Origin of the sequence: Bradyrhizobium sp. B124, assembly GCF_038967635.1 — a bacterium.
Lineage (GTDB): Bacteria > Pseudomonadota > Alphaproteobacteria > Rhizobiales > Xanthobacteraceae > Bradyrhizobium.
Genome location: NZ_CP152413.1, coordinates 579,117 through 604,873, shown reverse-complemented (window position 1 = coordinate 604,873; position 25,757 = coordinate 579,117). Strand labels below are relative to the sequence as shown.

Annotated in this window: 32 protein-coding genes; 17 read left to right on the top strand and 15 right to left on the bottom strand. The window is 64.3% G+C overall.

Annotated features, from left to right (window positions below):
- Positions 1-28: 28 nt before the first annotated feature.
- The gene (locus AAFG13_RS02765; protein WP_342711049.1) at positions 29-1,000 is read right to left on the bottom strand and encodes a helix-turn-helix domain-containing protein; all 972 of its coding nucleotides are present in this window, start codon (positions 998-1,000) and stop codon (positions 29-31) included.
- A 311-nt stretch (positions 1,001-1,311) separates the two neighbouring features.
- Here AAFG13_RS02765 and AAFG13_RS02760 point away from each other — a divergent pair, with 311 nt between their 5' ends.
- Genes AAFG13_RS02760 through AAFG13_RS02750 form a run of 3 tightly spaced genes read left to right on the top strand, consistent with a single transcriptional unit; the run spans position 1,312 to position 2,967 of the window.
- Complete coding sequence (locus AAFG13_RS02760) at positions 1,312-2,421, top strand: DUF2336 domain-containing protein (protein WP_342711048.1); 1,110 nt, start codon at positions 1,312-1,314, stop codon at positions 2,419-2,421.
- 8 nt (positions 2,422-2,429) lie between these two features.
- Positions 2,430-2,765 (top strand): PilZ domain-containing protein, encoded by a 336-nt coding sequence (locus tag AAFG13_RS02755; RefSeq protein ID WP_212317610.1) that lies wholly within the window; start codon positions 2,430-2,432, stop codon positions 2,763-2,765.
- Positions 2,766-2,775: 10 nt separating this feature from the next.
- Positions 2,776-2,967, top strand: a complete 192-nt coding sequence (locus tag AAFG13_RS02750; RefSeq protein WP_224943190.1) for a hypothetical protein — start codon at positions 2,776-2,778, stop codon at positions 2,965-2,967.
- 24 nt (positions 2,968-2,991) lie between these two features.
- On the opposite strand, the gene AAFG13_RS02745 is transcribed toward AAFG13_RS02750, so the two are convergent.
- Both AAFG13_RS02745 and AAFG13_RS02740 read right to left on the bottom strand, forming a co-directional pair.
- Positions 2,992-3,867 carry an MBL fold metallo-hydrolase gene (locus AAFG13_RS02745; RefSeq protein WP_342711047.1) on the bottom strand — a complete coding sequence of 292 codons (876 nt, stop codon included), beginning with the start codon at positions 3,865-3,867 and terminating at the stop codon, positions 2,992-2,994.
- Between the two features lie 126 nt (positions 3,868-3,993).
- A complete protein-coding gene (locus AAFG13_RS02740; protein ID WP_092113589.1) occupies positions 3,994-4,290 on the bottom strand; it encodes an HU family DNA-binding protein in 297 nt (98 codons plus the stop codon).
- A 565-nt stretch (positions 4,291-4,855) separates the two neighbouring features.
- Between AAFG13_RS02740 and AAFG13_RS02735 the strand changes: the two genes are divergently transcribed.
- The 3 genes from AAFG13_RS02735 to AAFG13_RS02725 all read left to right on the top strand — a co-directional run bounded on the left by AAFG13_RS02735 (position 4,856) and on the right by AAFG13_RS02725 (position 7,077).
- Positions 4,856-5,830 (top strand): glycerophosphodiester phosphodiesterase family protein, encoded by a 975-nt coding sequence (locus AAFG13_RS02735; protein WP_342711046.1) that lies wholly within the window; start codon positions 4,856-4,858, stop codon positions 5,828-5,830.
- Positions 5,831-5,909: 79 nt separating this feature from the next.
- Positions 5,910-6,542, top strand: coding sequence for a DapH/DapD/GlmU-related protein (locus AAFG13_RS02730; RefSeq protein WP_342711045.1), 633 nt, complete (start codon positions 5,910-5,912; stop codon positions 6,540-6,542).
- A gap of 52 nt (positions 6,543-6,594) precedes the next feature.
- Positions 6,595-7,077 carry a transposase gene (locus AAFG13_RS02725; protein WP_342711044.1) on the top strand — a complete coding sequence of 161 codons (483 nt, stop codon included), beginning with the start codon at positions 6,595-6,597 and terminating at the stop codon, positions 7,075-7,077.
- Positions 7,078-7,172: 95 nt separating this feature from the next.
- Here the strand turns inward: AAFG13_RS02725 and AAFG13_RS02720 are convergent, their stop codons facing one another.
- Positions 7,173-8,795, bottom strand: a complete 1,623-nt coding sequence (locus AAFG13_RS02720) for an ABC-F family ATP-binding cassette domain-containing protein (RefSeq protein ID WP_212317616.1) — start codon at positions 8,793-8,795, stop codon at positions 7,173-7,175.
- A 160-nt stretch (positions 8,796-8,955) separates the two neighbouring features.
- On the opposite strand from AAFG13_RS02720, the gene AAFG13_RS02715 reads away from it, so the two are divergent.
- The 5 genes from AAFG13_RS02715 (at position 8,956) to AAFG13_RS02695 (ending at position 14,838) form a co-directional block, all read left to right on the top strand.
- Positions 8,956-9,399 carry a DMT family transporter gene (locus AAFG13_RS02715; protein WP_342711043.1) on the top strand — a complete coding sequence of 148 codons (444 nt, stop codon included), beginning with the start codon at positions 8,956-8,958 and terminating at the stop codon, positions 9,397-9,399.
- Positions 9,400-9,676: 277 nt separating this feature from the next.
- A complete protein-coding gene (locus AAFG13_RS02710; protein WP_212317620.1) occupies positions 9,677-10,771 on the top strand; it encodes a hypothetical protein in 1,095 nt (364 codons plus the stop codon).
- Positions 10,772-10,913: 142 nt separating this feature from the next.
- Positions 10,914-13,688, top strand: coding sequence for a molybdopterin cofactor-binding domain-containing protein (locus AAFG13_RS02705; RefSeq protein ID WP_342713535.1), 2,775 nt, complete (start codon positions 10,914-10,916; stop codon positions 13,686-13,688).
- On the top strand, positions 13,685-14,209 hold the full coding sequence (locus tag AAFG13_RS02700; RefSeq protein WP_212317622.1) for a (2Fe-2S)-binding protein: 525 nt from the start codon (positions 13,685-13,687) through the stop codon (positions 14,207-14,209). Before AAFG13_RS02705 ends, AAFG13_RS02700 begins: the two co-directional genes overlap by 4 nt.
- Positions 14,210-14,220: 11 nt before the next feature.
- A complete protein-coding gene (locus AAFG13_RS02695) occupies positions 14,221-14,838 on the top strand; it encodes an Isoquinoline 1-oxidoreductase subunit (protein ID WP_212317624.1) in 618 nt (205 codons plus the stop codon).
- Positions 14,839-14,847: 9 nt separating this feature from the next.
- Here the strand turns inward: AAFG13_RS02695 and AAFG13_RS02690 are convergent, their stop codons facing one another.
- The 5 genes from AAFG13_RS02690 to AAFG13_RS02670 all read right to left on the bottom strand — a co-directional run bounded on the left by AAFG13_RS02690 (position 14,848) and on the right by AAFG13_RS02670 (position 18,645).
- Positions 14,848-14,997, bottom strand: a complete 150-nt coding sequence (locus AAFG13_RS02690; protein ID WP_016843021.1) for a hypothetical protein — start codon at positions 14,995-14,997, stop codon at positions 14,848-14,850.
- Positions 14,998-15,151: 154 nt separating this feature from the next.
- Complete coding sequence (locus AAFG13_RS02685; protein ID WP_212317627.1) at positions 15,152-15,970, bottom strand: tetratricopeptide repeat protein; 819 nt, start codon at positions 15,968-15,970, stop codon at positions 15,152-15,154.
- Between the two features lie 32 nt (positions 15,971-16,002).
- Positions 16,003-16,689 carry a substrate-binding domain-containing protein gene (locus tag AAFG13_RS02680; RefSeq protein ID WP_342711042.1) on the bottom strand — a complete coding sequence of 229 codons (687 nt, stop codon included), beginning with the start codon at positions 16,687-16,689 and terminating at the stop codon, positions 16,003-16,005.
- Positions 16,690-16,694: 5 nt separating this feature from the next.
- Positions 16,695-17,399 (bottom strand): GrlR family regulatory protein, encoded by a 705-nt coding sequence (locus AAFG13_RS02675; protein WP_342711041.1) that lies wholly within the window; start codon positions 17,397-17,399, stop codon positions 16,695-16,697.
- A gap of 211 nt (positions 17,400-17,610) precedes the next feature.
- Positions 17,611-18,645, bottom strand: coding sequence for a glutamine synthetase beta-grasp domain-containing protein (locus AAFG13_RS02670; RefSeq protein ID WP_024581543.1), 1,035 nt, complete (start codon positions 18,643-18,645; stop codon positions 17,611-17,613).
- Between the two features lie 541 nt (positions 18,646-19,186).
- On the opposite strand from AAFG13_RS02670, the gene AAFG13_RS02665 reads away from it, so the two are divergent.
- Positions 19,187-19,387, top strand: a complete 201-nt coding sequence (locus tag AAFG13_RS02665; protein ID WP_342711040.1) for a DUF2735 domain-containing protein — start codon at positions 19,187-19,189, stop codon at positions 19,385-19,387.
- A 90-nt stretch (positions 19,388-19,477) separates the two neighbouring features.
- Here the strand turns inward: AAFG13_RS02665 and AAFG13_RS02660 are convergent, their stop codons facing one another.
- Complete coding sequence (locus tag AAFG13_RS02660) at positions 19,478-19,789, bottom strand: MliC family protein (protein WP_212317635.1); 312 nt, start codon at positions 19,787-19,789, stop codon at positions 19,478-19,480.
- A 128-nt stretch (positions 19,790-19,917) separates the two neighbouring features.
- Between AAFG13_RS02660 and AAFG13_RS02655 the strand changes: the two genes are divergently transcribed.
- A complete protein-coding gene (locus AAFG13_RS02655; protein WP_212317637.1) occupies positions 19,918-20,661 on the top strand; it encodes a tyrosine-protein phosphatase in 744 nt (247 codons plus the stop codon).
- A gap of 72 nt (positions 20,662-20,733) precedes the next feature.
- On the opposite strand, the gene AAFG13_RS02650 is transcribed toward AAFG13_RS02655, so the two are convergent.
- Both AAFG13_RS02650 and AAFG13_RS02645 read right to left on the bottom strand, forming a co-directional pair.
- Positions 20,734-20,940, bottom strand: coding sequence for a hypothetical protein (locus AAFG13_RS02650; protein ID WP_038375209.1), 207 nt, complete (start codon positions 20,938-20,940; stop codon positions 20,734-20,736).
- Between the two features lie 120 nt (positions 20,941-21,060).
- Positions 21,061-21,750: an SGNH/GDSL hydrolase family protein gene (locus AAFG13_RS02645; RefSeq protein WP_342711039.1), complete on the bottom strand. Its 690-nt coding sequence runs from the start codon at positions 21,748-21,750 to the stop codon at positions 21,061-21,063.
- 124 nt (positions 21,751-21,874) lie between these two features.
- On the opposite strand from AAFG13_RS02645, the gene fabG reads away from it, so the two are divergent.
- Positions 21,875-22,555, top strand: coding sequence for a 3-oxoacyl-ACP reductase FabG (fabG, locus tag AAFG13_RS02640; protein WP_212317641.1), 681 nt, complete (start codon positions 21,875-21,877; stop codon positions 22,553-22,555).
- On the opposite strand, the gene AAFG13_RS02635 is transcribed toward fabG, so the two are convergent.
- The gene (locus tag AAFG13_RS02635) at positions 22,552-22,953 is read right to left on the bottom strand and encodes a GrlR family regulatory protein (RefSeq protein ID WP_249131189.1); all 402 of its coding nucleotides are present in this window, start codon (positions 22,951-22,953) and stop codon (positions 22,552-22,554) included. The genes fabG and AAFG13_RS02635 overlap by 4 nt on opposite strands.
- A 79-nt stretch (positions 22,954-23,032) precedes the next feature.
- On the opposite strand from AAFG13_RS02635, the gene AAFG13_RS02630 reads away from it, so the two are divergent.
- The 3 genes from AAFG13_RS02630 (at position 23,033) to AAFG13_RS02620 (ending at position 24,430) form a co-directional block, all read left to right on the top strand.
- On the top strand, positions 23,033-23,716 hold the full coding sequence (locus tag AAFG13_RS02630) for a DUF2161 family putative PD-(D/E)XK-type phosphodiesterase (protein WP_342711038.1): 684 nt from the start codon (positions 23,033-23,035) through the stop codon (positions 23,714-23,716).
- A gap of 16 nt (positions 23,717-23,732) precedes the next feature.
- On the top strand, positions 23,733-24,032 hold the full coding sequence (locus tag AAFG13_RS02625) for a putative quinol monooxygenase (protein WP_342711037.1): 300 nt from the start codon (positions 23,733-23,735) through the stop codon (positions 24,030-24,032).
- A gap of 89 nt (positions 24,033-24,121) precedes the next feature.
- A complete protein-coding gene (locus AAFG13_RS02620; protein ID WP_050401418.1) occupies positions 24,122-24,430 on the top strand; it encodes a hypothetical protein in 309 nt (102 codons plus the stop codon).
- 137 nt (positions 24,431-24,567) lie between these two features.
- Here the strand turns inward: AAFG13_RS02620 and AAFG13_RS02615 are convergent, their stop codons facing one another.
- A complete protein-coding gene (locus AAFG13_RS02615; RefSeq protein WP_212317649.1) occupies positions 24,568-25,191 on the bottom strand; it encodes a GNAT family N-acetyltransferase in 624 nt (207 codons plus the stop codon).
- A 140-nt stretch (positions 25,192-25,331) separates the two neighbouring features.
- Complete coding sequence (locus AAFG13_RS02610; RefSeq protein ID WP_342711035.1) at positions 25,332-25,730, bottom strand: PaaI family thioesterase; 399 nt, start codon at positions 25,728-25,730, stop codon at positions 25,332-25,334.
- Positions 25,731-25,757: the final 27 nt, after the last annotated feature.

The window sequence follows — 25,757 nt, the reverse complement described above, 5'->3', positions numbered from 1 at the left end:
GCCGTTAAGATTTCGTTCAGGCGGATCGTTACGATTCGTGTCCGCCACCAGCCGGATCGGCGGGCGCGACGCCGGCACGGCGCGAAGCTGCCAGCGTCTCCGATGGCGCTTCCCCGAACTGCGACCGGTAGCTCCGCGAAAAATCGCTGAGGTGCCAGAACCCGTAGGCCAGCGCACAGGCCTTGACGCTGGGTGCACCTGCGAGCAGCTGCTGGCGCACCAGCCAGAGCCGGCGCAGCCGCAGATAGCGATGCAGGCTGATGCCCCGGTAGCGCTGGATCGCGTCGTGCAGCGTGCGCACCGACACACCGATCTGCCTGGCGAGTTCGCCGCTGTAGATCGGGTGAGCCACGTCGCCGGCCAGAATGGCGCGCGCGTCGTTGAAGACCTTGAACTGGCGCGTCGTGTTGGCCCGCGTCGCCCACTTGGCCGGCACGATCTCGGCGAACGCGTTGTCGATTGCGGCGAGCAGCGTCTCCTTGATCGACACGCCCGTCGCGAACTCCGCAATCGTGACCTGGTCTGACGTGACGAGCAGGACCTGCCTCACCACTTCGCGCAGGCGATCCTGCGCGCGTTGAGAGATCTCGTGAATGCTGAAATGGAGCCCGGCACTCGGCCAGCCGCGGTCGACAATCTCGGGCGTGAACATCACCGAGACATATTGGCGGGGCGTCTCCTCCACGGAGGTGTAGAACGCGCCGCCGCCACCGACTACGATCACCGCACGATCGCGCTCGACGCCGTTGAACCGGATCGGAACGCCGTCATCCATCGTGAAGCCGACCGCGGTGGTCTGCCGCGCAAGCTGCGCGTCGACGATACGCGGGAACGACTGCGTGTAGTTGAGCTCGCATCCCGGCAAACTCAGGATGACCTGCTCGGCCGAAATCTTCCGCGCGAGTGGCGTGAAATCAACATCCAGATCCCGGATCGAACTCCGGAATGCATCGACATCGTCAAAACGAAAGACTCTCGGCACCAGCAATGGCGCCGTCAAATGACTGCTCCTGTGAAATGATCTCTAAAATTGGCGCGCGGCGCCGCGCACAGCGCGCCGGCCGCATTGATAAATTGCATGCACAAAATTCGAATCGTCCAATGAACTCAGTCAGAAAAAATGCGGTCCGCTCGTCGAACCCGACAATCTGGCAAAATAGCGCTGCTGCCGAATTTCGATAGTGTTTGCCGGGATATCCACCGTTGGGATCAGCCCGCACATCGAATTCTATACCCCTATTAAAGATTCGGGGAGCAGATTGACATCGGGAACGATGATGTTCCCCGTCGCGGAACATTTTAGGGACCGCAATGACAGCCATTGCCTCGCCCGATCTTATTGCCAAGCTCGACCATGTCTTGAGAGCCGGTTCCCCAGACCTCCGCACGCGCATGCTGCAGGAGGTGGCCGGGCTGTTTCTCGACGACGCCCACCGTCTCAGTGAGCACCAGGTCGGGCTGTTCGACGACATCCTGATCCGTCTGACCGAGAGCGTCGAGCTGCGCACCCTGACCACGCTCAGCCGCTCGCTCGCCGACTTGCACCTGGTGCCGCGGGAGCTCGCCCGTCGCCTCGCCAACCATGACGATGCCGATGTCGCCGCGCCGATCCTGCGAAACTGCGCGTGCATTCCGGACGCCGATCTGATCGACATTGCCTGGATGCGGGCCGAGGGACATCTCTGCGCCATCGCAGGACGCAAGGCGGTCAACCGGGAGCTCACGGACATCCTGCTGATGCGCGGCGATAGCAATGTGCTTCGCGCGCTCGCAAGCAATCCCGGCGCGGACATGACCAGCGCAGGCCTTGCCATGATGGTCGATGCCGCCGAGCGCGACGGGGACATCGCAGCCGCGTTGGTCTCGCGCAAGGACCTGCCTCACCACGTTCTTGCCGATCTCGTCATGCGATCCACGCCGCGCCAGCAGGCCCGGCTGCTCAGGATCGCACGCCCCGAGTTCCAGCACGCGATCCGCGCCGCCATCGATGCCGGCGCCGCCCGCGCCTCCGCACGCCCACCAGCCACGATCGACTATGCGGAGGCGCGGGCCACGGTGATGGCCCTCAACAATTCCGGACAGCTGAACGATTCCAGCGTCAACCGTTTCGCGATCCGGCAGGAAGTCCACAACGTCGTCGCGGCGCTGGCGCAGCTCGCGACCGTTCCGATCGCGACGATCGCGCCGTTGATGGAAGCCGCCGACATCAGCGGGCTCGTGATCGCCTGCCGTGCATCGCGACTGAACTGGAATACGACGGCCACCATCGTCAGCTACCGGAAGGCCGGATCGAAGGTCCCACCGGATCAGCTCGAGCAGGCCCGGAAGATGTTCGAAGCACTGCCGCTCTCAAATGCGCAGCGCATGATCCGGTTTGGCTCGCTGAGCGACCTGGCTGCGAAACCCCTTCAGGCAGTGTGAGTTGCGCAATGGCGTATGGTGACCGCAGGGCGGAGCGCGTCAAGCTTGAGACGCGCCATCCCGTCAATCTCATGGGGGTCGACGGAACGTGGCGGCGGAGCTGCATCCTGCTCGACGTCTCGCAAAGCGGTGCCCGGCTCGAGGTCGACGGAACGCTTGATGTGCTGAAGGCCCAGGAGTTCTTCCTGGTCTTGTCCTCGCGCGGACTGGCGTTCCGCCGCTGCGAGCTGGTTCGTGTCGACGGCACCGAGATCGGCGTGAGATTCATCGAAGAACGAAAGCGAAAGGGACGCGCCGTCATTCCGAGATCAGGATTGGCGGCAACCGGCACGAGGAGAAGTTGACGACATGGCCATGCAGAGAGCAACAAGCATCGCGGTATCGGCGGTCTCCGCCGCACCATTGCGCGGCACCATCGCAATCGACTGTGCCGGCAGCGTCGCGACGTTCGAGATCGACGAGGAGCTCGCCCATCGCCTGTGCAGCGATCTCGAACGGTTTCTGACCCAGGTTCCGCGCCGGACCAGCGCGGCGCGGTCCGGCTGACATTGCCCCGAACGCCCGCGCCGCCTACTCGCGCTTGAAGCGATAGTCGAAGCGGTCGCCGTCCGCCTTGATCAGGCCGACCGTGGGGGCCGGAAAATGGATCGGCAAGATCAGCGTGTCGGTCCCGGCAACGGAGGCAAAGAACTTTCGCCGCGAGACCGCCGATTGCTTCGGATCCCAATCGGGCTTGGCCGACCACTCCGGCTCGCGGCACTGGATCGCGTGGTGCATCAGGTCGCCGGCGACCACCGCGCGCTGCCCCTTCGAGAAGATGTTGACGCAGCAATGGCAGGGCGAATGGCCCGGCGTCGGCGTCAGCGTGACGGTGTCGTCGAGCGCATAGTCGTCGTCGACCAGGAGCGCCTGCCCGGCCTCGACGATCGGCAGGCAATTGTCGCGAAACACCGTGCCGGGCGGATTGGCGCCCTTGGCGTTCTCGGCCTCCCAGGCCGCATACTCGCCCTTGTGGAAGACGTATTTCGCGTTCGGGAAGGTCGGCACCCAGCGCCCGTCGCGCAGCGTGGTGTTCCAGCCGGTGTGATCGATATGCAGATGGGTGCAGAACACGTAGTCGATCTGCTCATAGGAGATGCCGAGCGCGAACAGCTCGTTGCGCCAGCGCTCCTTGCCCGGGAAGTCGAACGGCGGCGGGTGCCCCTTGTCCTCGCCGGTGCAGGTGTCGACCAGGATGGTGTAGCGCGGCGTCCGCACCACAAAGGTCTGATAAGTGATCATCATCATGCCGCGCGCGGCATCGAAGACTTCCGGCTCCATCGTCTTCAGATGATGCTTGAACACATCGTCGTCATAGGTCGGGAAGAAATCCTGCGGCCGCCGCCACGGCCCCTCGCGCTCGATCACCGCGTCGATCGTGATGTCGCCGATCCTGATCTGCTTCATGCCGCTTCGCTCCCGCTTTTTTTAGAAGCGTAGCGGGCGATGCTGGGCCGGACAAGCCGGACACAGCGCGGCAGGCCATGCGCCGTTGCATTGCTTGCGCGCGTGGCTTGCCGCAAACCGTGGTCTTTAAACAGCGTCCTTGGCGACCTTGAGAGGTGACGCCTTGACCGACTTGCTGGCCGGCTTCGCTGCAAATTCCATCGGCTCTTTCGTGAAAGGATTTACACCGCTGCGAGCTTCCGTGGCAGGCTTGTGCACAACCGACATTTTCACAAAGCCAGGAATGACGAACTCACCGGATTCGTTCAGCTCCTTGTAGCCAACAGTCGCCATATGCTCGATGACGGTCCTCACGTCGTTCTTCGATATCTGCGTGCCCTCGGCAATCGCGTCGATCAATTGATTCTTCGTCATCTTGGCCATGCTGAAATCCTCTGAATTTGGGGGGCGCGCGAGCTACGATGTAACTCTGTCCAGAATGTGGTAAAGCCACGCAGCGCGCTTCTTGTTCATGCCAACGGTCATGAAGTCACCGGGCTTAGAACCTATCGAGGCCCGAAACGCAAGCATGCGAATCGCGATACCTTCGATAGTGCAACAATCTGCAGTGTATATTTCTCGACCCGACTAGCGCCTTGATTCCGCGCGCGGACTTGCTCAGCAAGGCGATTGCCGTTGTCGACGAGTTCAAAGAACCAGGCCGCGGCAGCAAACTGCGAACCACCATCGCCTTGCCCGCTCGCCGTGATAGACGACGAGGAAGTATCGCCAGAACGGTGCCAGGACGTCGCCCGCCGCTCGATCGCTGCCGGCAGCAAGATCGACGTCGTGGTCCACCCCGGTGCGACCCACGACTTCACAGCGCGGCGCTCAGGGATGCGATGGTGAGGTCGATTGCCGCAGTCGACGGCTTGAAGGATTAGGCCGCCGCAAATCGACCAGAAACGCCTCCTACCCCGAGCAACCATCCAGCACGGAAACGAGTCGCTTGGGCAGGAAATTGAAATACGCGGCAGCGGCTGTCGTTGCCATCACCGCCGGCATCTACCTCAACAACTCCAGTCTTCTCGCAGCCCACGCCGGCGGCAAGCCGGTGCTCCTCGCCCATCGCGGCATGGCGCAACGCTTCGACGAACGCGACCTCAGGAACGACACCTGCACCGCGGCGCGCATGCTGCCGCCAACCCATGACTATCTCGAGAACACGATCCGCTCGATGCAGGCGAGCTTCGATCGCGGCGCCGATATCGTCGAGCTCGACGTCCATCCAACGACCGACGGCGAATTCGCGGTGTTTCACGACTGGACGGTCGATTGCCGGACCGACGGCCAGGGCGTCACCCGCGAACAGCCGATGGCACGGCTGAAGATGCTCGATATCGGCTATGGCTACACCGCCGATGGCGGCAAGACCTTTCCATTCCGCGGCAAGGGCATCGGGTTGATGCCATCGCTGGACGAGGTGCTCACGACCTTTCCGGATCGCCGGCTCCTGATCAACGTCAAGAGCCGCGATCCCTCCGAGGGCGAGAAGCTCGCGGCGGCCTTGAATGGGCTTCCCACCGAGCGACGCAAGCTGATCATGGTCTATGGCGGCGACGATCCGATCGAGGCGATCCGGCGTCTTGCGCCGGGGACGCGGACGATCTCGCGCGCAGCGATCAAGCGCTGCCTCGTGCGCTATCTCGGCTATGGCTGGACCGGCATCGTGCCGGACGCCTGCCGCGACGCCATCGTGCTGGTGCCGATCAACTACGCGCCGTGGCTGTGGGGATGGCCGGACCGTTTCCTCAACCGCATGGCGGCGGCAAACAGCGTGGTGTTCGTGCTCGGCCCCTATCAGGGCGGCGAATTCTCGACCGGGGTCGACGATGCCGAGCTATTCCGGCGCCTGCCCGAGAACTATTCCGGCGGCATCTGGACCAACGAGATCGAGACTATCGCCCGTCTGGCCGGCCGCTAGATCCGGCGTCTCCTGTCATCTCGCCGTCATAGAAATCGTGCGACTGAAGCCGCCGCTCGCCGCATCGAGGACAAACCTTATGACCGAATCGAACCCGCCCCGCCCCAAGCTTGCCGAGACCGTCATCGAGCCGACGGTCAAGCTGCGGGAGGTCAAGGTCGGCCGTTGCTGCGAAGTCCTCGGCGACACCGCGGTCGAATACACCGAGCTCGGCGATTACTCCTACCTCGGCAGCGGCTGCATGGTCGCCGATGCCCAGATCGGCCGGTTCTGCGCGATCGCGGCGCAAGTCCGGATCGGCGCGCCCAATCATCCGGTCGAGCGTCCCTCGCAGCATCGCTTCACCTACTGCCCCGAATACTACTCGGCGTCCGCCGAGCGCGATCATGGCTTCTTCAGCGATCGGCGCGCCGACCGCGTCGTGATCGGCAACGACGTCTGGATCGGCCATGGCGTGATCGTGCTGCCCGGCGTCACCGTCGGAGACGGCGCAGTGCTCGCGGCCGGTGCGGTGGTCTCGCGCGATGTCGCGCCCTACACCATCGTTGGCGGCGTGCCGGCCCGGCCGATCAAGGAGCGGTTCAACCGCAAGATCGCGGCCGAGCTGTCGCAGATCGCCTGGTGGAACTGGCCACCCGAAACCATCTGGGAGCGGCTACCGGAATTCCAGTCCGGCGACGTCGAGGCGTTCTGCGCACGGTGGCGGGTTTAGCAAACCCCGTAGCCCGGATGAAGCGAAGCGAAATCCGGGGTAATCTATCCGTATGGTGCAATATCGACGTAACTTCATACCCGGCGGCACGTTCTTCTTTGCGGTTACGCTGGAAGACCGCGCATCGTCGCTACTGGTCGAGCATGTCGGGCTGTTGCGCGATGCCTTTCGCGCAACGCGCGCCAAGAAGCCGTTCACGGTGGACGCCATCGTGATCCTGCCAGAGCACCTGCACACGGTGATGACATTGCCACGCGGCGATGCCGACTTCTCTGATCGGTGGCGCCAGATCAAGAGCCACTTCACGCGCTCCGTTGTTGCCGCCGGCGTGCCGCTCTCCGCAAACCACCGCGGCGAGTACCCGCTTTGGCAGAGACGGTTTTGGGAACACACCATCCGCAACGAACACGATCTTGAGCGGCGCATCGGACTACATCCACCACAATCCTGCCAAGCACCGGCTGGCCTCCTCGCCTGCCGACTGGCAACACACGTCCCTTCACCGATACATCCGGGATGGGATATTGCCGGCTGATTGGGGCGGCAGCGGAGCGACAGACAACGACGACTTTGGCGAGCGGAAGGACTGACCCGGATTTCGCTTCGCTACATCCGGGCTACGAAGCAGTACTAACTCCGCAATCCCGGCGCTTCCTGTCCGGTGCGCGCGACGTATTCGGTGTAGCCGCCGCCATATTGATGGATGCCATCCGGCGTCAGCTCCAGCACACGGTTGGAGAGCGCGGCGAGGAAGTGCCGGTCGTGGGACACGAACAGCATCGTGCCCTCGAACTCGGAGAGTGCATTGATCAGCATCTCCTTGGTGGCGAGATCGAGATGGTTGGTCGGCTCGTCCAGCACCAGGAAGTTCGGCGGATCGAACAGCATCTTGGCCATGACGAGCCGCGCCTTCTCGCCGCCCGACAGCACCCGGCACTTCTTCTCGACATCGTCACCCGAGAAGCCGAAGCAGCCGGCGAGCGCACGCAACGAGCCCTGCCCGGCTTGCGGAAATGCGTCCTCCAGCGACTGGAACACGGTGCGCTCGCCGTCGAGCAGGTCCATCGCGTGCTGGGCGAAATAGCCCATCTTGACGCTGCCGCCGACCGCGACCGCGCCGTCGTCGGGCTCGGTTGAACCGGCGACCAGCTTCAGCAGCGTCGACTTGCCGGCGCCGTTGATGCCCATCACGCACCAGCGCTCCCGGCGGCGGATCATGAAGTCAAAGCCGTCATAGATGCGCTTGCTGCCATAGGCTTTGTGGACATTCTTCAGGCTGACGACGTCCTCGCCCGAACGCGGCGCCGGCTGGAATTCGAACGCCACCGTCTGCCGCCGCCGCGGCGGCTCGACCCGCTCGATCTTGTCGAGCTTCTTGACCCGGCTCTGCACCTGGGCTGCGTGCGAGGCGCGCGCCTTGAAACGCTCGATGAACTTGATCTCCTTGGCGAGCATCGCCTGCTGCCGCTCGAACTGCGCCTGCTGCTGCTTGTCGGAGAGCGCGCGCTGCTGTTCGTAGAACTCGTAATTGCCGGAATAGGTGGTGAGCTGGCCGCCGTCGATCTCGACCACCTTGTTGATGATGCGGTTGATGAACTCGCGGTCATGCGAGGTCATCAGCAGCGCGCCTTCATAGCCCTTCAGGAACTGCTCCAGCCAGATCAGGCTTTCGAGATCGAGATGGTTGCTCGGCTCGTCGAGCAGCATGACGTCGGGACGCATCAGCAGAATACGCGCAAGCGCGACGCGCATTTTCCAGCCGCCGGAGAGTTTGCCGACGTCGCCGTCCATCATCTCCTGGCTGAAGCCGAGACCGGACAGCGCCTCGCGCGCGCGGCCGTCGAGCGCGTAGCCGTCGAGCTCCTCGAACTGATGCTGCACCTCGCCATAGCGCGCGATGATGTCGTCCATCTCATCGGCCTTGTCGGGGTCGGCCATCGCGGCCTCGAGTTCCCGAAGCTCGGCTGCCACCACGCTGACGGGCCCCGCCCCGTCCATCACCTCGGCGACTGCGCTGCGGCCGGACATTTCGCCGACATCCTGGCTGAAATAGCCGATCGAGATGCCGCGATCGAGCGAGACCTGGCCTTCATCGGGGATTTCCCGGCCCGAGATCATCCGGAACAGCGTGGTCTTGCCGGCACCGTTCGGGCCGACAAGGCCGATCTTCTCGCCCTTCTGGAGCGCCGCGGAGGCTTCGATGAAGAGGATCTGGTGGCCGACTTGCTTGGAGACGTTATCGAGGCGGATCATGCTCTCATACTGGGAACTGAGGGTTTGCGGCCTCTTATTCGATCTGGGACGTGGGTGGAAGCCCATTCCTCGGGGTTTCGCGCCGTGCTCCATGCATGCCACGAGTGTTGCCAATGGAATATGACATGAGGCTCTTCAGCGGCCGGTTTTGGGGCGTCACATGCAAGTCTGGTTTCTCTATCTGCTCGCGCTCGGCGCCGGCATCGCCGTGGCTGTTCAACAGGTCCTGAACGGCAACCTCCGGTCCGCCCTGAACTCGCCGGCCTGGGCCGGACTCGTCAGCTATCTCAGCGGCCTCGTGACGATGGCGGTCGTGCTGGTCGCGACGCGGGAGCCGGTGCCGTCCTGGAAACTGGTATCGGCTGTGCCATGGTGGGCCTGGAGCGGCGGCATCCTCGGCGGCGTCTTCATCCTGCTGATGATCCTGCTGCTGCCGTCGCTCGGCGCCGCGACCTTGCTGGCGCTGGTGGTCGCGGGTCAGATGACCGCAGGCATCGCGATGGACCATTTTGGCGTGTTCGGGCTGGCGCAGCATCCGGTATCGATTTCACGACTGGCCGGCATCGCGCTGATCATCGGCGGCGTGCTTCCGATCAAGGATTGAGGCCATCGGCAAGCCGGTCGATGCGATTGATTCCCTGAATGAGAAAGCTCCGCTGAATCCGTCGTCGAATGACGTTATGACGCAAGCACCCGGGCAGTCTCCGGGTGTGGACACCCGCCGATTCGTCGCTTAGCTGTAAGCACCCGCCCTCGTCGTGTTGCGTCATGCGGGACCGACCATCCCTGTTCATTTGCGTCAAAAGAATTGCGCATCCCGCCAGCGTCGAGAGGCCGCATCCCGGGCTTCGGCGTGAGTCGGAGGTTGCGAGGAGCACAACATGACCCATCGTTTCCGTTTGGTCGTCGCCGCGCTGGCGTTGCTGCTCGGCAGCGGTGGCGCGGCGCTGGCCCAGTCGCAGCCCGACTACATGGCGCCGATCTCGGGCAAGACCGCCTCCACGCCGGCCGATATCGCGACCAAGGACGTGCTTGCGCTCAACACCGGCATGTTCGAGCTCTATGGCGATGCGGCGCGGATCTTCCAGAAGAACATCCTCGACAAGCATCCGGTGATCCTCGGCCTGTTCTCCGGCGCCGGCGGCCGCCTGATCCTGTACCGGCCGGGCAAGCCGCCGACCGAGGCGCCGCAGGTGCCGGTGGTCTATCAGCTGCTCAAGTCGGTCGGCCACAGCACGATGGCGCTGGCCGAGGTGGTCGGCCCCTATGTCGACAATCCCGACGACAAGGCGTGGCGCGGGTCGATGCAGGCCTATCGCAGCCGGATGCAGTCGGCGCTCGACGGGCTCGATGCCGCGGCAATGCAGGCGGACTGGCGCGACAACAACCGCGCCATCCTCAAGAACAACATCGCCTTCATGGATGAATGCCTCACCGCCGGCGCGATCCCCTTCGCGACGCTCGAGGCATTCGGCAAGAAGCAGGCGCCGCTGCTCGCCAGGAACGTCGCCTGGGCCGCGCAGACCCAGGTCGCGCACTGGATGACCGTCATGGCCGACTGGAAGACCCAGCTCGGCGCTGACTGGGACAAGACCTATGGCGCGAGCAACACGATCTATGTGGCGCGGCAGAACAACGTGATCTTCAGCGTGCTGGCGCAGTTCTTCGGGCCTGACGCCATCAACAGCCGCCTGATGCTGATCGAGACGATCTCCTTCACGACCACGCCGTCGGACATGCTGGAGTCGCTGACCCGGATCATTGCCGACCGCTCGGTCGGCGCGCTGTTCTTCGGCAGCTACCATTTGATGGACTACGAGCTGATGGGGGGCGATGCGCGCGAGGCGATCATCGCCGAGACCAAGAAGCGCGGCATGACGACCTTCCTGCCGCCGCTGGTGCCGTTCGGTTCCAAGCAGTGGCCGACCCTGATCACCCCGGGTCCGGGACCGGCCACCATCGCCGACCTCAAGTGAGGCCAGATCTACAAGTGAGAAGGCTACGACCTATTGCGGCATTGCGATCGCGCTCGCTTTGCCGCAACACTGCAGCGTGTATTACGGCAATTCATAAACCGCGGCGCGATACGCCGCCGAAGCGTTGATGAGAGATCAGACCATGCGGCCCTCGCGACGCGACTTCGTGAAGTGGTTGTCGGCGGGCGGCATCTCGGTCAGCCTGTCGCATCTGGCGCTTGCAAAGGAACCGGCCTTCGCAACGCGCGAGACGCTTCCCGGGAGCGGCCATTTCAATCCGGCGGCCAACGGCGCCGGCCGGGTCGACGGGGTGGCCAAGGTCACCGGCGCAAAGCTCTACGCCTCCGACTTTCGCGCCGCCGACATGCCGGGCTGGCCTGCGACCACCTCGCACGCCATCCTGGTCCGCGCCAACGACGCCACGCATGTCTATGCCGGCATGGACCTCGCCCGCCTCGATGGTCCGGCGAAGCCCTCGGTCGTCGTGACTGCGGTCGATCTCGACCGGATCGGCATGCGGGTGCCGGAGTTCTACACCGGCGATCTGTTCTGCCCGGTCGGCACGACGCCGATCTATCTCGGACAGCCGGTCGCGCTGCTGATCTTCGAGCAGTTCGACGCCTTCGACCGGGCGCGCCTCGCGCTGCGCGACGTCGGCTTCGTCAAGTTCGGCGACGAGACCGGTCCGGTCGTCCTGCCGAACTTCGGCGCGTATCGCTTCACCCGCGTGGCCGGCGCCACGCCCGATGCGCCCGACGTCTATTCGCCGATCCAGGCCGGCTGGGTCTCACCGAGCCGGATCCAGAACGCGGCACTGCCGGTCTGGCTGCCGCTCGCCAAGGAGACCAAGGCCGACTACGCCAAGGCCGCGATCCATGGCGAAAAGATCCGCGCCCAGCTCGCCAAGGACGATCCGTCGCAGCTCGTGCTCGACCGCGAGTTCGAGACCCAGTCGGTCGATCCGATGTTCCTCGAACCCGAGAGCGGGCTCGCCTGGTACAGCGACAACAGCGGCAATCTCGAACTGGTGCTCGGCGTGCAATCGCCCTATGAGGCGACCGAGTCGATCGCCTTCATGCTCGGCAAGGCCCGCCGGCCCTTCCGCCCCTCGCACATCAACGCGCAGTTCGCCCATATCGGCGGCGGCTTCGGCGGCCGCGACCACACCCCGTTCGTGCTTTACGTGGCGCTGGCGGCAATGTTCTTTCCGGGACGGCCGGTGCGGCTGGCGCACGACCGCTACCAGCAATTCCAGGGCGGCATCAAACGCCACCCGATCAAGATGCGCTCGCGGATCGGCATCGATCGCAAGAGCGGCAAGATCACGGCATTCGCCGCCGACCATGTGCTCGACGGCGGCGGGCTCGCCAATTTCTCCGCCAACGTCGCGACCGTGGCCGCCACCGCGGCGATCGGCATCTACGACGTCCCGAAGGTCGACGTCACCACGGTGGCGCTGCATTCGCGCGGCGTGACCGCGGGGTCGATGCGCGGCTACGGCACGCTACAGACCATGACCGCGCTGGAAGTGCTGATCGACGAGGCGGCGAGCGAGCTCAAGGTCGATCCGATCGCGTTCCGCCGCAACAATGCGCTGAAGCAGAACGGCCGGACCATGACCGGCAATCCCTACATCGTGTCGGTGCGCACGTCAGACATCCTCGACAAGCTCGAAAAGCATCCGATCTGGCAGCAGCGCGCCGCGTTCAAGCAGAAGGCATCGGAGGGACAGCTGGTCGGCACCGGCGTCGCATGCGTCACCAAGGATTACGGCGCGGGCGCGGATTGCTCACTCGGCCGGGTCGAGATCGATCCCGAGGGACGGATCGCGATCTTCTGCGATCACGTCGAGATGGGCAACGGCATCGGCACCGCGCTTGCCAACCGCGTTGCCGGCCATCTCGGCGTCGTCGCCGATGAGGTCGCCGTCTCCAGGGTCGACAGCTATGACGCGCTCGGGCTCATCACTTCGGGTGATCCCTACACGATGGATCAGAAGACCCAGGATCTCGCCGAGAAGAATCCGCGCTGGGTTCCCGCGATCAGCTCGGCGACGAGCGCGTCGATCGGCGCCCATGTCGGCACGCATTCGTCGGCCGAAGCCGCCCGCGTCATCTTCCGCTTCGGCCTGTGGCCGGCGGCACTCGAGCTCTGGCAGATCGGCAAGGCCGATCCGCGCGCCGGGCAATGGGATAGAGCGCGCTGGAACGAGGGCCAGCTCGTGCTCGATGATCTCGCGCCGCTGCCGCTGCCCAAGCTTGCCGCGACTGCGCATGCGCGCGGCTTCGTCACCGGCGCGGTGGCGCACAGCTTCTCGCGCTGGGCCTGGTCGCGCGCGCGCTTCCCGCTGTTCGGCGAGCAGTACCGCGCCGAGATCGACGCACTCGCGATCCGCCGCGGCCGCAGCAGGTTCGAGCGGATCGACCGCGTCAGCGTCAAGTTTCCGCCGACCGACAACAACCGGATCGGCACCGCCTACACCTCGATGTGCGGCACGCTGGTCCGTGTCGAGATCGAGCGCACGACCGGCATCCTGCGCATCGCGAAGGCCTACAGCGTGTTCGAATGCGGCCAGGCGCTGGTGCCTGAAGTGGTGCTGGGCCAGTCGCATGGCGGTTTTGCCATGGGCGTCGGCTACGCGCTGCTCGAAACCCTGCCGCCGTTCGAAGGCGGCCCCGGCAACGGGCAGTGGAATCTCGGCCAGTACCTGATCGCGCGCGGCTCCGACCTGCCGCTGCACGATCTCGAGATCGAGATGCTGCCGCCGCTGACGCCGGACGAACCGCCGAAGGGCATGGCCGAAGTGGTGATGATCCCGATCGTGCCGGCGCTGCTCAACGCCATCAACGATGCCACCGGCTATCGCTTCCGTTCATTGCCGGTGACAACGAGCCTGCTCAAGGGAGCGCTTGCGTGACGACGCTCAACCTCACCATCAACGGCCGGAAGCACGGCCCGATCGAGGTCCGCGACGACCTCTCGATGAACGACTTCCTTCGCGAAATGCTCGGCATGACCGGCACCAAATTCGGCTGCGGCGCCGCGCAATGCCTGAGCTGCGCCGTCATCATCGATAACCCCGACGGCACGAGCTACACCACCCCGACCTGCGTGGTGCCGGCGGCGAATTTCGACGGCAAGGCGATCCGCACAGTCGAGGGCCATGCCAAGGACGGCGAGCTCTCCGCGTTGCAGCGCGCCTTTATCGAGCATTTCGCGTTCCAGTGCGGCTATTGCACGGCCGGCTTCCTCAACGAGGGCCAGGTGCTGCTCGAACTTCTGGCAAGAGAGCCGGTGGCGCGGGACCAGCTCGAGACCGTCATTGCAGACGCGCTCGATGGCCATCTGTGCCGCTGCACCGGCTACATCAAGTATCATCAGGCGGTGCGCGACGTGATCCTCGCCGATGCCAAGCGCTATCTGACCGCCAACAAATGAGCGCACGCGCGATGACATCGGAAACGCGGTTTCGGATCATGGCAGTGCTGACGGCTCTCGCGACCAGCCTGTGTGCCGGCTATGCGGCATCGGAAAGCGCAAGCCACGCCCTCGCCTCGCCAGAAAGCTTTGCCGGAATCGAGAATGCCGAGCAGCGCTCCGCGGCGATCTTCACCGAGCTCGGCAAGGTGCTCACCCATCCGCGCTGCACCAATTGCCATCCCGCCGGCGACAGCCCGCGGCAGGGCGACATCGGCCGCATGCACCAGCCCCCGGTCACGCGCGGCGCCGACGGCCATGGCACCAACGCGATGCGCTGTTCGATCTGCCACCAGCACGCCAATTTCGATCCCGGCCGGGTGCCGGGTCACCCGGAATGGCATCTCGCGCCGCGCGAGATGGCCTGGGCCGGGAAAACCATCGGCGAGATCTGCGAGCAAATCCGCGACCCCGCGCGCAATGGCGGCCGCAAGGTCGAGGATCTGATCGAGCATATCGGCAAGGACACGCTGGTCGGCTGGGCCTGGCATCCCGGTTTCGGCCGCTCGCCGGCGCCGGGCACGCAGGCAGAGGCCGGCGCTCTGGTCGAGGCCTGGGTGAAGACCGGCGCAGCCTGCCCTGCGCCCTAGCACACACGCTTAGTGGCGCTTGAAGTACTGCACGTCGCGCTCGTGCTTCTCTGCTGCCGCGCGTGACTTGAAGGTGCCGAGATTGCGGCGCTTGCCGGTCTTCGGATTGACCTTGCGAGAATACAGCCGGTACTCGCCGGAACGCAGCTTGCGGATCATGACATCGCCTCACCAATGCCTGTCGCACGGCAACGACATGCGACCGCGAGCGTTCCTAGAGCTTCGGTTCTGAGTGAATCAGAACCGAAGCTCTAGATTCTTGTTTGACGCGTTTTCTTCACGCGAACCGGTGTCCACTTCGCTCGAAAACGCTTTAGAAGCAGAGATTTGTCACGGCATTGCCGCGCTTGTCCTTGATCACGTACGGACAGCGGGCGCGCTCCAGCGCCTTCTTGGCGTCCTCGTCGCCGAGCGCCGCTGCGCGCTCGTAATAGGCTTTTGCCGCATCGCTATCCTTCGGACCGCCGCGGCCGGCCTGCGCGAAGGCGCCCATCCGCTCCAGCGCGCCCGGATGGTTCTGCGCGGCAGCCTTCTCGAACAACGCCCGCGCGCCGGCATCGTCCTGCGCGCCGCCCTTGCCCTCAGCCAGCATCATGCCGAGCTGGTACTGCGCCTCCGCATTGGTCTCGGCAGACTTGGCGAGCAATTCGCGCGCGCGTGCCGGGTCGGACGCAACGCTGCCGCCGAGCGCGGCGAGATTGCTGACGCCGCGCGCGTTGCCGGCCTGCGCCGCGCGCTCGAACAATTTGCGCGCCTGCGCCTCGTCTTTGGCGACGCCGGTGCCATTGCCGTAGAGCACACCGAGCTCGACCATCGCCGACGTCGAGCCCTTGTCGGCCGCCTTGCGCCAGGCCGACATTGCTTCCGCGGTCTGCCGGTTGGCCGCATAGGCACGGCCGAGCTCGTACATCGCGCGGCGCGACGATTTTGCCGCCACCGCGCAATACTTGATCGCAGTCGCGATATCCGCCGACGCAATTTCGGGCACGCCCTTCACGTCAGCCGGCTTGTCGGGATCGGTGGGATCGGCGGCAAGCCGGTCGCACAGCACGAGGTCGGCCGATTGCGCGTAGGCTAGCACAGGTGCGGCCAGCGCCACGGCAAGGACAATTGCATGGAGTGTTCTGAACATGACCGGCAGGTTGCGTCTCGGTGTGGACAAATTCAAGGCTCGAGCCCGGTCTCGCGCAGCACCGGCGCGACCTCGGCCGACGCCAGGTACCGCAGCAGATGATCGGCGGCCGCTGCGCGTCGTGAGTCGACCATGCGGCCCGCGGAAAACACCGCCGGCGTCTGCAAGCCTAAGGGGATTGGCCCGACGATTTCGATGCCATCGATCTGCATCAACTCGCTGATCTGCTGGATCGCAAGATCGGCTTCGCCGCTGACGAGCCGTTCCGCGGTGAAGCCTGCCGGAATGACCACCGCACGGGCGTTGATCGCCTCGGCAATGCCGAGACGCGCGATCAGCTGCGCGAACAGGATACCGCTGGCGCCGAGCCGCGAATAGGCCACCGCCCGCGCGCCGAGCAGCGCCGCACGCAATGCGGCTTCGCTCGCGATGTCGGGATGCGCAGCGCCCGCCCTCACGGCGACGCCGACATAGGAGCGTGCGAGATCGACAACACTTTCCCGCGCAACGCAGCCCTCGCCGGTCATCTGGTCGAGGCCTTCGCGGGTCAGGATCACGAGGTCGGCGGCCTCGCCGCCGCGCAGGCGTTCGAGCAGCGCCAGCGTCGGCGCGAAGTCGGCATCGATCCGCACACCACTTGTGGCCTGGTAAGCCGCGGCAAGGCGCGCGACCGCGCCCTTCAGCGCCAGCGTCGAGAGCACGCGAACCGAATTGTCCATCCCGCTTACGCCCGCCGCATCAGCTTGAGCGCGGCTTTGAGGCGAAGGCTGCGCTTGCCGGCGAGCGCCGTCGCTTCGAGCACGGCGCCTTCCGCGTCGCAGGTGCCGGCAAAGCCGATGCCGACCTCATGGCCGCCGAAGACCGGGTTCTCGCCCATCGCCGAGGTGTGCTCCTGATTGAGGATCTGCCCCTTCCAGCGGCCTTTCTCGGAGGTGTAGGTGCCGAGATAATAGAAGAACGCATCGCCGCCAAGGATGCGGCCGTTGTTCAGCAGCATCACGCCGGTGAGGCTGCCGTCGACACCGTCGAGCAGCTGGATGTGGATCGAATAGAGCCCGTTGATGATGCCGCCCTCGCCGACCCCGCCTGCGATCGGGACCTCGTCCTCGGTGATCGGCGCCATCACCGACTGGAACGGCACGCCGGGTAATTCCTTCAGCTCGCCCTTGAAGCGGTAGAGCTCGCCATCGGGCCCGCCCCTGGCGATGAGCGTCGCGTCATCGGTGCCGGCCATCGCGCGGTAGTTCGGATCGGGGTTATGGCGGACGGTCTGGATCTCGACCGCGACCTCGTCGCCGGCTTTCTGGTAGGTGCCGATATGGGCGAAGGCCGAGTTGCCGCCGAGCATCTTGCCGTCGCCGACATACATCACGCTGCGGCCAGCAGCGCCGCCCAACTCGAACCGGACCTTGTAAAACCCTTCAAACAAGCGCCGTGTCCCCGGCAGCCAAGATACAACCGTTGTCTAGCGCGGTTCATAACGCAGTGAAACCGCTTTCGGCGGCAAGCCCGCCGCAAAGACTGTCGTTAAAAAGCAAAGGTCCGCCAAGGCAGTCGCCCTGGCGGACCCGATTGCGGTACCGGATGGCTCCATCCGGGTCCGACAGCTGCTTAGGCCGCAGCCATTAAGCCGCAGCCATTTAAGCCGCAGCCTTGGCGCCGGTCGGAACCTCGGAGATCGTCTTCAGGATCTGCGAAGCGATCTGGTAGGGGTCGCCTTGCGAGTTCGGACGGCGGTCTTCCAGATAGCCCTTGTAGCCATTGTTGACGAAGGAGTGCGGCACGCGGATCGAGGCACCACGGTCAGCCACGCCATAGCTGAACTTGTTCCACGGCGCGGTCTCATGCTTGCCGGTCAGACGCTTGTCGTTGTCCGGCCCGTAGACGGCGATGTGATCCATCAGGTTCTTGTCGAAGGCCTTCATCAGGCTCTCGAAGTACTCCTTGCCGCCGACTTCGCGCATGTACTTGGTCGAGAAGTTGGCGTGCATGCCCGAGCCGTTCCAGTCGGTGTCGCCGAGCGGCTTGCAATGGAATTCGATATCGATGCCGTAGCTCTCGGTGAGGCGCAGCATCAGATAGCGGGCCATCCACATCTGGTCAGCGGCGGTCTTGGAGCCCTTGCCGAAGATCTGGAATTCCCACTGGCCCTTCGCCACTTCGGCGTTGATGCCTTCGTGGTTGATGCCGGCGGCGAGGCAGAGATTGAGATGCTCTTCGACGATCTTGCGGGCAACGCTGCCGACGTTCTTGTAGCCGACGCCGGTGTAGTACGGGCCCTGGGGCGCCGGATAACCCTCTTCCGGGAAGCCGAGCGGACGGCCGTCCTTGTAGAAGAAGTACTCCTGCTCAAAGCCGAACCAGGCGCCTTCGTCATCCAGAACGGTGGCGCGCTTGTTCGAGACATGCGGCGTCTTGCCGTCGGGCATCATGACTTCGCACATCACCAGCACGCCGTTCTCGCGCGCGGCGTCGGGATAGCAGGCGACCGGCTTCAGCACGCAGTCAGAGCTGTGGCCTTCAGCCTGCTGGGTGGACGAACCGTCAAAGCCCCACAGCGGGAGCTGTTCGAGGGTCGGGAACGACGCGAATTCCTTGATCTGCGTCTTACCGCGCAGGCTCGGCGTCGGCGTATATCCGTCGAGCCAGATATACTCGAGCTTGTACTTGGTCATTGAACCTCTCTGTTGATGATGCAAAACCGTGAGGAACCGAAAGCCAGTCGGCCGCCGCACGCGTACCCGGCCACCATCGGCCGGCTCTTACTAAGCAATTAAAATGCCAGTCGCTGCACTGCGGCACCCGCCGGGCCCGCGGATGTCCACAGCGGACATCGCATTTTTAGCTGCGACAAAGCAGCGCAGCTGGCATGCGTCGCGGCCAGCCAAAATCTTCTCCCAGCGCCGTCCGCCGCTCGTTTCTGCAGCAAATTCAGCTACGGCGTCCGCCACCGATTAATGCGGCGGCAGAGCCATGTGACAGTTCGTGTCCAACCATCGGGCGCCGAGCAACCATCGGCTCGGCCCAAGCGTTGGTCAGCTGCATCCTGCCTCGCAGGATGCAAACCGGGATTTGCACACGAATTAGACAGAGAATGACTGTTTCTTGGTCAACTTGCACCCTGTCGGACCCAGGCCGATATCAAAATGACGGTAACGACACACGAATGAGTCGGGCGCACCATGGAGGCTCGCTCCGGCCATAGGAGACTTTGACATGATTACGACGGGCCAAAATCAGGGATCGGCAACGATCTATCAATTCCCGGCTGGGGGCCGCGCGGCTCTCGGCGGACGCCGCTACGGCGAGATGCGGACGGTACGCGAGCTGGCCGCTGAGGTCGCGACCTCGGCCTGCAGCGAGAGCTGGTACCATCAGGCGGCCATCGACGATGCCAAACCGAGCCGCGAGCACTGATGCCGACGCAACGCAAAGGCGTGGCGCAAAAACGTCAGACAGCAGCAGGGCAATAGGAAAGGGTCGGAACGAAGCGTTTCGGCCCTTTTTTCATGCCTGCTCGCAAGCCGTCACCGGCCGCTTCGCATGCCGGAGCCTGGTCAATCCGGCCCGCGTGATCTCAAGCGTGACCCCGCCGCCTCTGTAGCGCGTGCCCGTCAGCGACAGACGCTTCGTCAGTGTCACCGCCTTGCCGTCGAGTTGCAGATGCGCGCGGGTGTCCCCGTCGAAGAACGCGGCAATGAACTGCGTGCCGTCGGCACAATGATAATTCCGGAAGGCGGACTGCGCCGGCGCTGCCGAGGAACCAAAAATCTCGAAAAGAATTGCGCCGACGAGAATGGCGCCTCCGCGATAAGTCATATTCTCCCCCCGAGAGGCCGGTTATAGACCTGTCTGCGCCCATACTCCTGCGCCAGGATTTCTGTGCCAGGGATTCGTGCGCCAAGATTCCTGCGCCAAGAGCTCATCAGCTGCAACAGGCCCGCCCGATGTCAGAAGTCCCTGCCCGTCACCTCAACCTCGCCGGCGCCAGCAATTTTCGCGACCTTGGCGGCTACCAGACGCGTGACGGCCGGACGGTGCGCTGGCGGCAGATCTTCCGCTCCAACCATCTGGCGCATCTCACCGAGCACGACGTCACCGTGGTGCGCGGCCTCGGCGTCAAGAGCGCATTCGATTTCCGCGGCGTCGCCGAGCGCGCCGAGGCGCTGTGCAGCATGACTGATGTCACCGTGCATTCGCTTCCGGTCGAGCCGACGGTGGTTGCTTCGCTGCGCGCGATCGCCAGCCAACGTCAGCTCCTGGAAGCCGACGCGATCGATGTGATGCGGGGTTCCTACCGCGGCTATGTGCAGGACAACACGCCGCGCTATCGCACGCTGTTCGCCCATCTGCTCGAGGACCGCGCCCCGCTGGTGATCCACTGCACCGCCGGCAAGGATCGCACCGGCTTTGCCTGCGCGCTGATCCTGCACGCGCTCGGCGTGTCCGATCAGGTGATCGCGGACGACTATCTCCTGACCAACCAGTTCTACAAGCGCGACCCGGCCCACAGCACCGAGCTGCCCGATGACGTCAAGCAGGTGCTCGGCACCGTACGCGCGGCGTTTCTGGAGGCGGCGTTCGAGGCGATCGATGCCGACTATGGCGGCCTCGACGGCTATTTCCGCGAAGGCCTCGGGCTCGGCCAGGCCGAGCGCAAGGCGCTTGAAGGCCGCTATTTGCAGGCCTGATCAATTTACGCGAGAGCGTTATCGAGTGGACACCGGTTCGCGTGAAGAAAACGCAGCCAAACTGAAAAAAGCTCAGGCCGCCGCGGCCTCGAGCTCAAGCTCCGCATCGAGGTCGGCAATCACATCCTCGAACGCCGAGATCGCCTGCTGGATCGCCGCGATCTGCATCAATTCCCAGCTGCCCACCGGTCCGTTGCGGTTTTGCAGCGCCACCACGAGATCGCGCCGCTGCTCCTTAAGCTGAACGAGCGGTAAACCGTGATCCGGAAGATTTCCCATTCGAATAACCCCTACCTTGGCTGGAGTTCCGCTTCTAAGGAAAGGATTCTGAAAACGACTTACGGAAGTGCCGCAAATTTTATCCAACCGGCCCACCTCCGTAGTCTTACGTAGTCAGCGCTACGTGATCGCCTCCGGCTTCAAAGCCTCGTCGACCGCGCCGAACAGCGACTGGGTCACGCAATTGGTCGCCCATTCGCTGGTGTGAAGTTGGCCGCCATCGTCGAGCTCGCCAAGCGGAATCCCGGCATCGGCCCAACGCTTCATCAGCGCGAACCGACTGAACAGGTTGACGCCCTTGCTTGACGTGACTTCCGCGATCATCGGCATGATCACATTGGCGAGATTGAGCGCAGCGTCCGTTCCCACGATCGCCTGCGTGTACTGGGAATCCATCACGACCACGTCGAGCGGCTGCGCGGCGAGCACGTCGAGCCCGGCCTCCAGCGTGGCGCGCACCTCGGCCGGATTGTAGCTCTTGTAGACGGCGTTGGTGCCGACCTGCCAGATCACCAGCACCGGCGCCTCGGTCGTGACGTCGGACTCGATGCGCGAATATTCCTCCGGCGCCTCCTGGCCGCCGATCCCGCGGTTGATCACATCGATCATCCGGCCGAAGAAGCGTTGCCGCAGCAGCATTTCGAGCCGCGGCGGGTATGGCAGGATGTTGTCTGCGCCCGCCGTCGACGACGATCCGAGCGCCACCACCTTGATCTTGCGCTGATGTCTGAGCGCTTCCGCGAAGTGCGGCAGCCGATGTCCGAACTTGACGAGTTCGAGATGGGTTTCGCACGGCCTTGGTGTCGGCATCGCAAACATCCTTGAGGCGAATAAATTGATTAATGCGCGCAGTAGGAGACGAAATTGGCGGCATTGCAAATGAAATCCGCCTGATCATAGTGGGTAGCAACCTGTTGCTGATACGGAGACCGCCATGAACGGAAAAGCCATCGTCATCACCGGCGCGCTCGGCGCGCTTGGCAAGGTGGTCGCCGAAGAAGCCCTGGCGCGCGGCGCGCGCGTTGCCGGCATCGATCATGCGGCCTCGCAGCTTGCCGCGACGGCCGATCGTATCGAACTCGGCGGCGTCGACCTCACCGACACCGCGCAGGCGACGGCTGCGATCGACAAGGCGGCGGCGCATTTCGGCCGGCTCGACGGGCTGATCAATATCGCAGGCGGCTTTACCTTCGAGGCGGTGAGCGACGGCGATCCCGCGACCTGGCAGCGCATGTACGCGATGAACGTGATGACCGCCTTCAATACGTCGCATGCGGCGATCCCGCATCTCACCAAATCCGGCGCCGGACGCATCATCAATATCGGTGCGCTCGGCGCACTGCAGGCGGCGTCCGGGATGGGCCCCTACGCTGCGTCAAAGGCCGGCGTGCACCGCCTCACCGAGTCGCTCGCCGCCGAACTCAAGGGCAAGGTCACGGTCAATGCCGTGCTGCCCTCGATCATCGACACCGCCGCCAATCGCGCCGCGATGCCGAAGGCCGACATTTCGAAATGGGTGACGCCAAAGGAACTCGCCGACGTGATCCTGTTCCTCGCCAGCGACGCCGCAAGCGCCGTCACCGGCGCGTTGCTGCCGGTGAATGGGCGGGTTTAGTCAGCAACCAACAGCCGCAGCTTCGACCTGAAGCGGATGCTCTGCTTGCCGGCCAGCGCCATGCCGTTGCCCTCGGCGGTCTCGTCGGTGTAGGTGCCGGTAAAACCGATGGTGACCACCTTGCGTTCCCACACCGGGCGCTCGCCATAGGTCGGCGAATGCTCCTCGTTGGTGACCTCGCCCTTCCACTTGCCGTCGGCCGCGGTGTAGCTGCCATGGGCGAAGAAGAACGAGTCACCGCCGCGCATCTGGCCGTCGCGCAGCACCATGACGCCCTGGTTGCCGCCAGAGACTCCATCGAGAAATTCGACGGTGATGTGATAGAGGCCGTTCCGGATCATGTAATGGTCGCGCCCTGTCCCGGCCCAATAATAGCCGCCTGGCTGCGCTTTGGGCAAATTCCATCCGCCTCAGTGGGTGCAATTCCGCGCTATGCTGGCGCCTGAGTCGCGGCCGGATGCCGCAGGAGCCTGCCTGTTGGAAACCGCGCTTTATCTGCCCGTCAAACACTTCCTCGAAAAGCTCGGCTTCACGGTGAAGGGCGAGATCGGCGGCTGCGACCTCGTGGCGCTGAGCGGCGGCGATCCACCTGTCGTCGTGGTCGGTGAGTTGAAGCTCGCCTTCAATCTCGAACTGATCCTGCAGGCGGTCGATCGCGCCGGCGCCGCCGACGAGGTGTGGATCGCGGCCAAGGTTTCGGCCCGCGGCAAGGGCCGCGAGAGCGACGCGCGGTATCGCAATCTGTGCCGGCGGCTCGGCTTCGGCATGCTCGGCGTCACCGACCGCGGCGACGTCGAGGTGCTGGTGCCGCCGCCGACTGTGGCACCGCGCCGCAATCCGAAGAAGCGCTCGCGCCTGATCTCCGAGCACCGGAAGCGCAAGGGCGATCCAGCCACGGGCGGATCGACGCGCGCGCCGATCATGACCGCCTACCGGCAGCAGGCGCTGGCCTGCGCCTGTGCGCTGTCCGATGGGCCCCGGCGGGTGCGCGACCTCCGCGCCGAGATTCCCGACGCCGGCAAGATCCTGCAGCATAATGTCTACGGCTGGTTCGATCGCGCGGAGCGCGGCATCTATGTGTTGACCGATGCCGGCCGTGCCGCGCTGAAGCGCTGGCCGCAGCAACCGATCAATGCGTCAGGGGCGGAAGCCGCCCCGTAACGGACTGGGGGAGATCATGATTGTCGTCACCGGCAGCGTCACCGCCCGCCTCGACTCGTTCGACGAGGTGCGGCGGTTGAGCCTCGAACATGTCCATCGCTCGCGCACCGAGCCCGGCTGCATCTCGCATTCGGTCCAGGTCGACTGCGAGAATCCGCTCAGGCTGGTATTTTTCGAGCAATGGGCCGACCGCGCCGCGCTGGCGGCGCATTTTTCGGTCCCCGCCTCACGCGATTTCGTCCGGTCCCTGCAATCCCTTGCGGCCGCGGCGACCACCATCGAACTTTATGACGCTCACAAGATTGAGAGACTCTAGCTGCATGGCTGGATTGCCATCTCATATTCATATTGCAATGCAACATTGGGGACCTTACGTATCTCCCGCGATTCAAAGATGAGGCGGCGATGAGCGGAGACTGGAACACCAAGTATGGCACCCGGCGCGTGCGGCATGATCCGCCGACGCTGGAGGAGGCAATCTTCGCCGCCATCGGCATCACCGATGACGTGGAGGCCCAGGCCGAGATCGCGTCGTCGCTGATGGGGCTGCCCTATGAAGAGGTGCTGGCCGAGGTGAAGAAGACCGCGCGCGTCAGCGCCCGCACCGGCACGGCAACCCGCGTGATCGCCGGCGAACAGGGCGCGCAGCGCTCCGTCGTGGTCGAGCGCCGCGTGGTCCGCCGTCTCGCGCCCGCCAAGCGCACCGGCACCTGAAATACAACATCCGGTTACTCAAAGAAAAAGGGCAATCCGCTGAACGGATTGCCCTTTTTACGTTTGATCTGAGATTCTTATTGGACGCGTTCCCTCCACGCGAACCCGTGTCCACTTCGCTTGGAAACGCTATCGGCTCAGGCGGCCCGGCCCCAGCCGGACATCTGCATCACCATTCGCCAATAGGCGCGGTTCATGTCGACGATCGCGCGCGCGGCCTCGACCGGCGTAACCGGTGCAGCGGCCGGCGCCGGTTCAGGCTGGTTCCGCTCGGTCAGATCGATGCTGCCGGTGGATTCACCGTGACGGAAGGTCAGCTGCGCACCGAACTTGGTGGCGAGCGCACGCATCGCGTCGTTCTGCGCGCCCGTGGTGATGCGCAGGCTGCTGTAGCCATTGGCATGCGCCTCGGCGATCAGCTTGCGGAACAGGGTGCTGCCGACGCCCTTGCGCCGCACCGACCGCTCCACACTGAAGGCGATTTCCGGCTGCACATCCGGTGACTGCTCCGGCGGATGCAGTTCGGCCGCGCCGCGGACCACGCCATCCTCGAAATAGGCGATGATGACCGTGCCGTCGTTGGCGCAACGCTCGGCATAGCGGCGGATGAAACTGTCGTCGATGAAGCCATGAAAACGATCATGGCGGCTGGTACGGTCCAGTCGCAACAGGTGATCGCGCAGCAGAGGAAGCTCCTCCTGCTGGCTCAACGTCCGCACGGTGCCCTTGGCGGACGTCGGACGGATGGAATCATAGTTCATTTCATAACTCCTCTTGGTAGCCCTCGAGGAGGCGTTGAGTCCCTAGCAGTCCCTATATTGTGCAACGCACCATATAATTCAAGTGTCTAGATTCATTTAAGTAAACAATGATGTGATCGGTAAATCACATCATTGCCTCATCACAATACCAGCTGCGTTTGCGTAACCACCGCGACCAGCTTGCCGTCTTCAGTCTCCAGCCTGGTCTGCCAGACCTGGGTCCGCCGGCCGCGGTGAACCGGGGTCGCCGTCGCGATCACGGTGGTCCCCTCCTTCGCCCCGCCGACGAAGTTGGTCTTGCTCTCCAGCGTCGTGGTGCCCTTGGCGTCCTCAGGCAGGTTGATCACGGTGGCGGCGGCGCCGACCGAGTCGGCGAAGGCCATCACCGCGCCGCCGTGGATGGTGTTGCGGAGGGTACAGAGGTCCGGCCGCACCAGCATTTTCGCAACCACGCGATCCGGGCCGGCCTCGGTGAAGGTGACGCCCTTCAGTTCCGCAAACGGCATCTTCATCGACTGTATCTTTTCGAGCGGCGTCATGGGCACTCCCTGGCTTGTTCTTGCGGC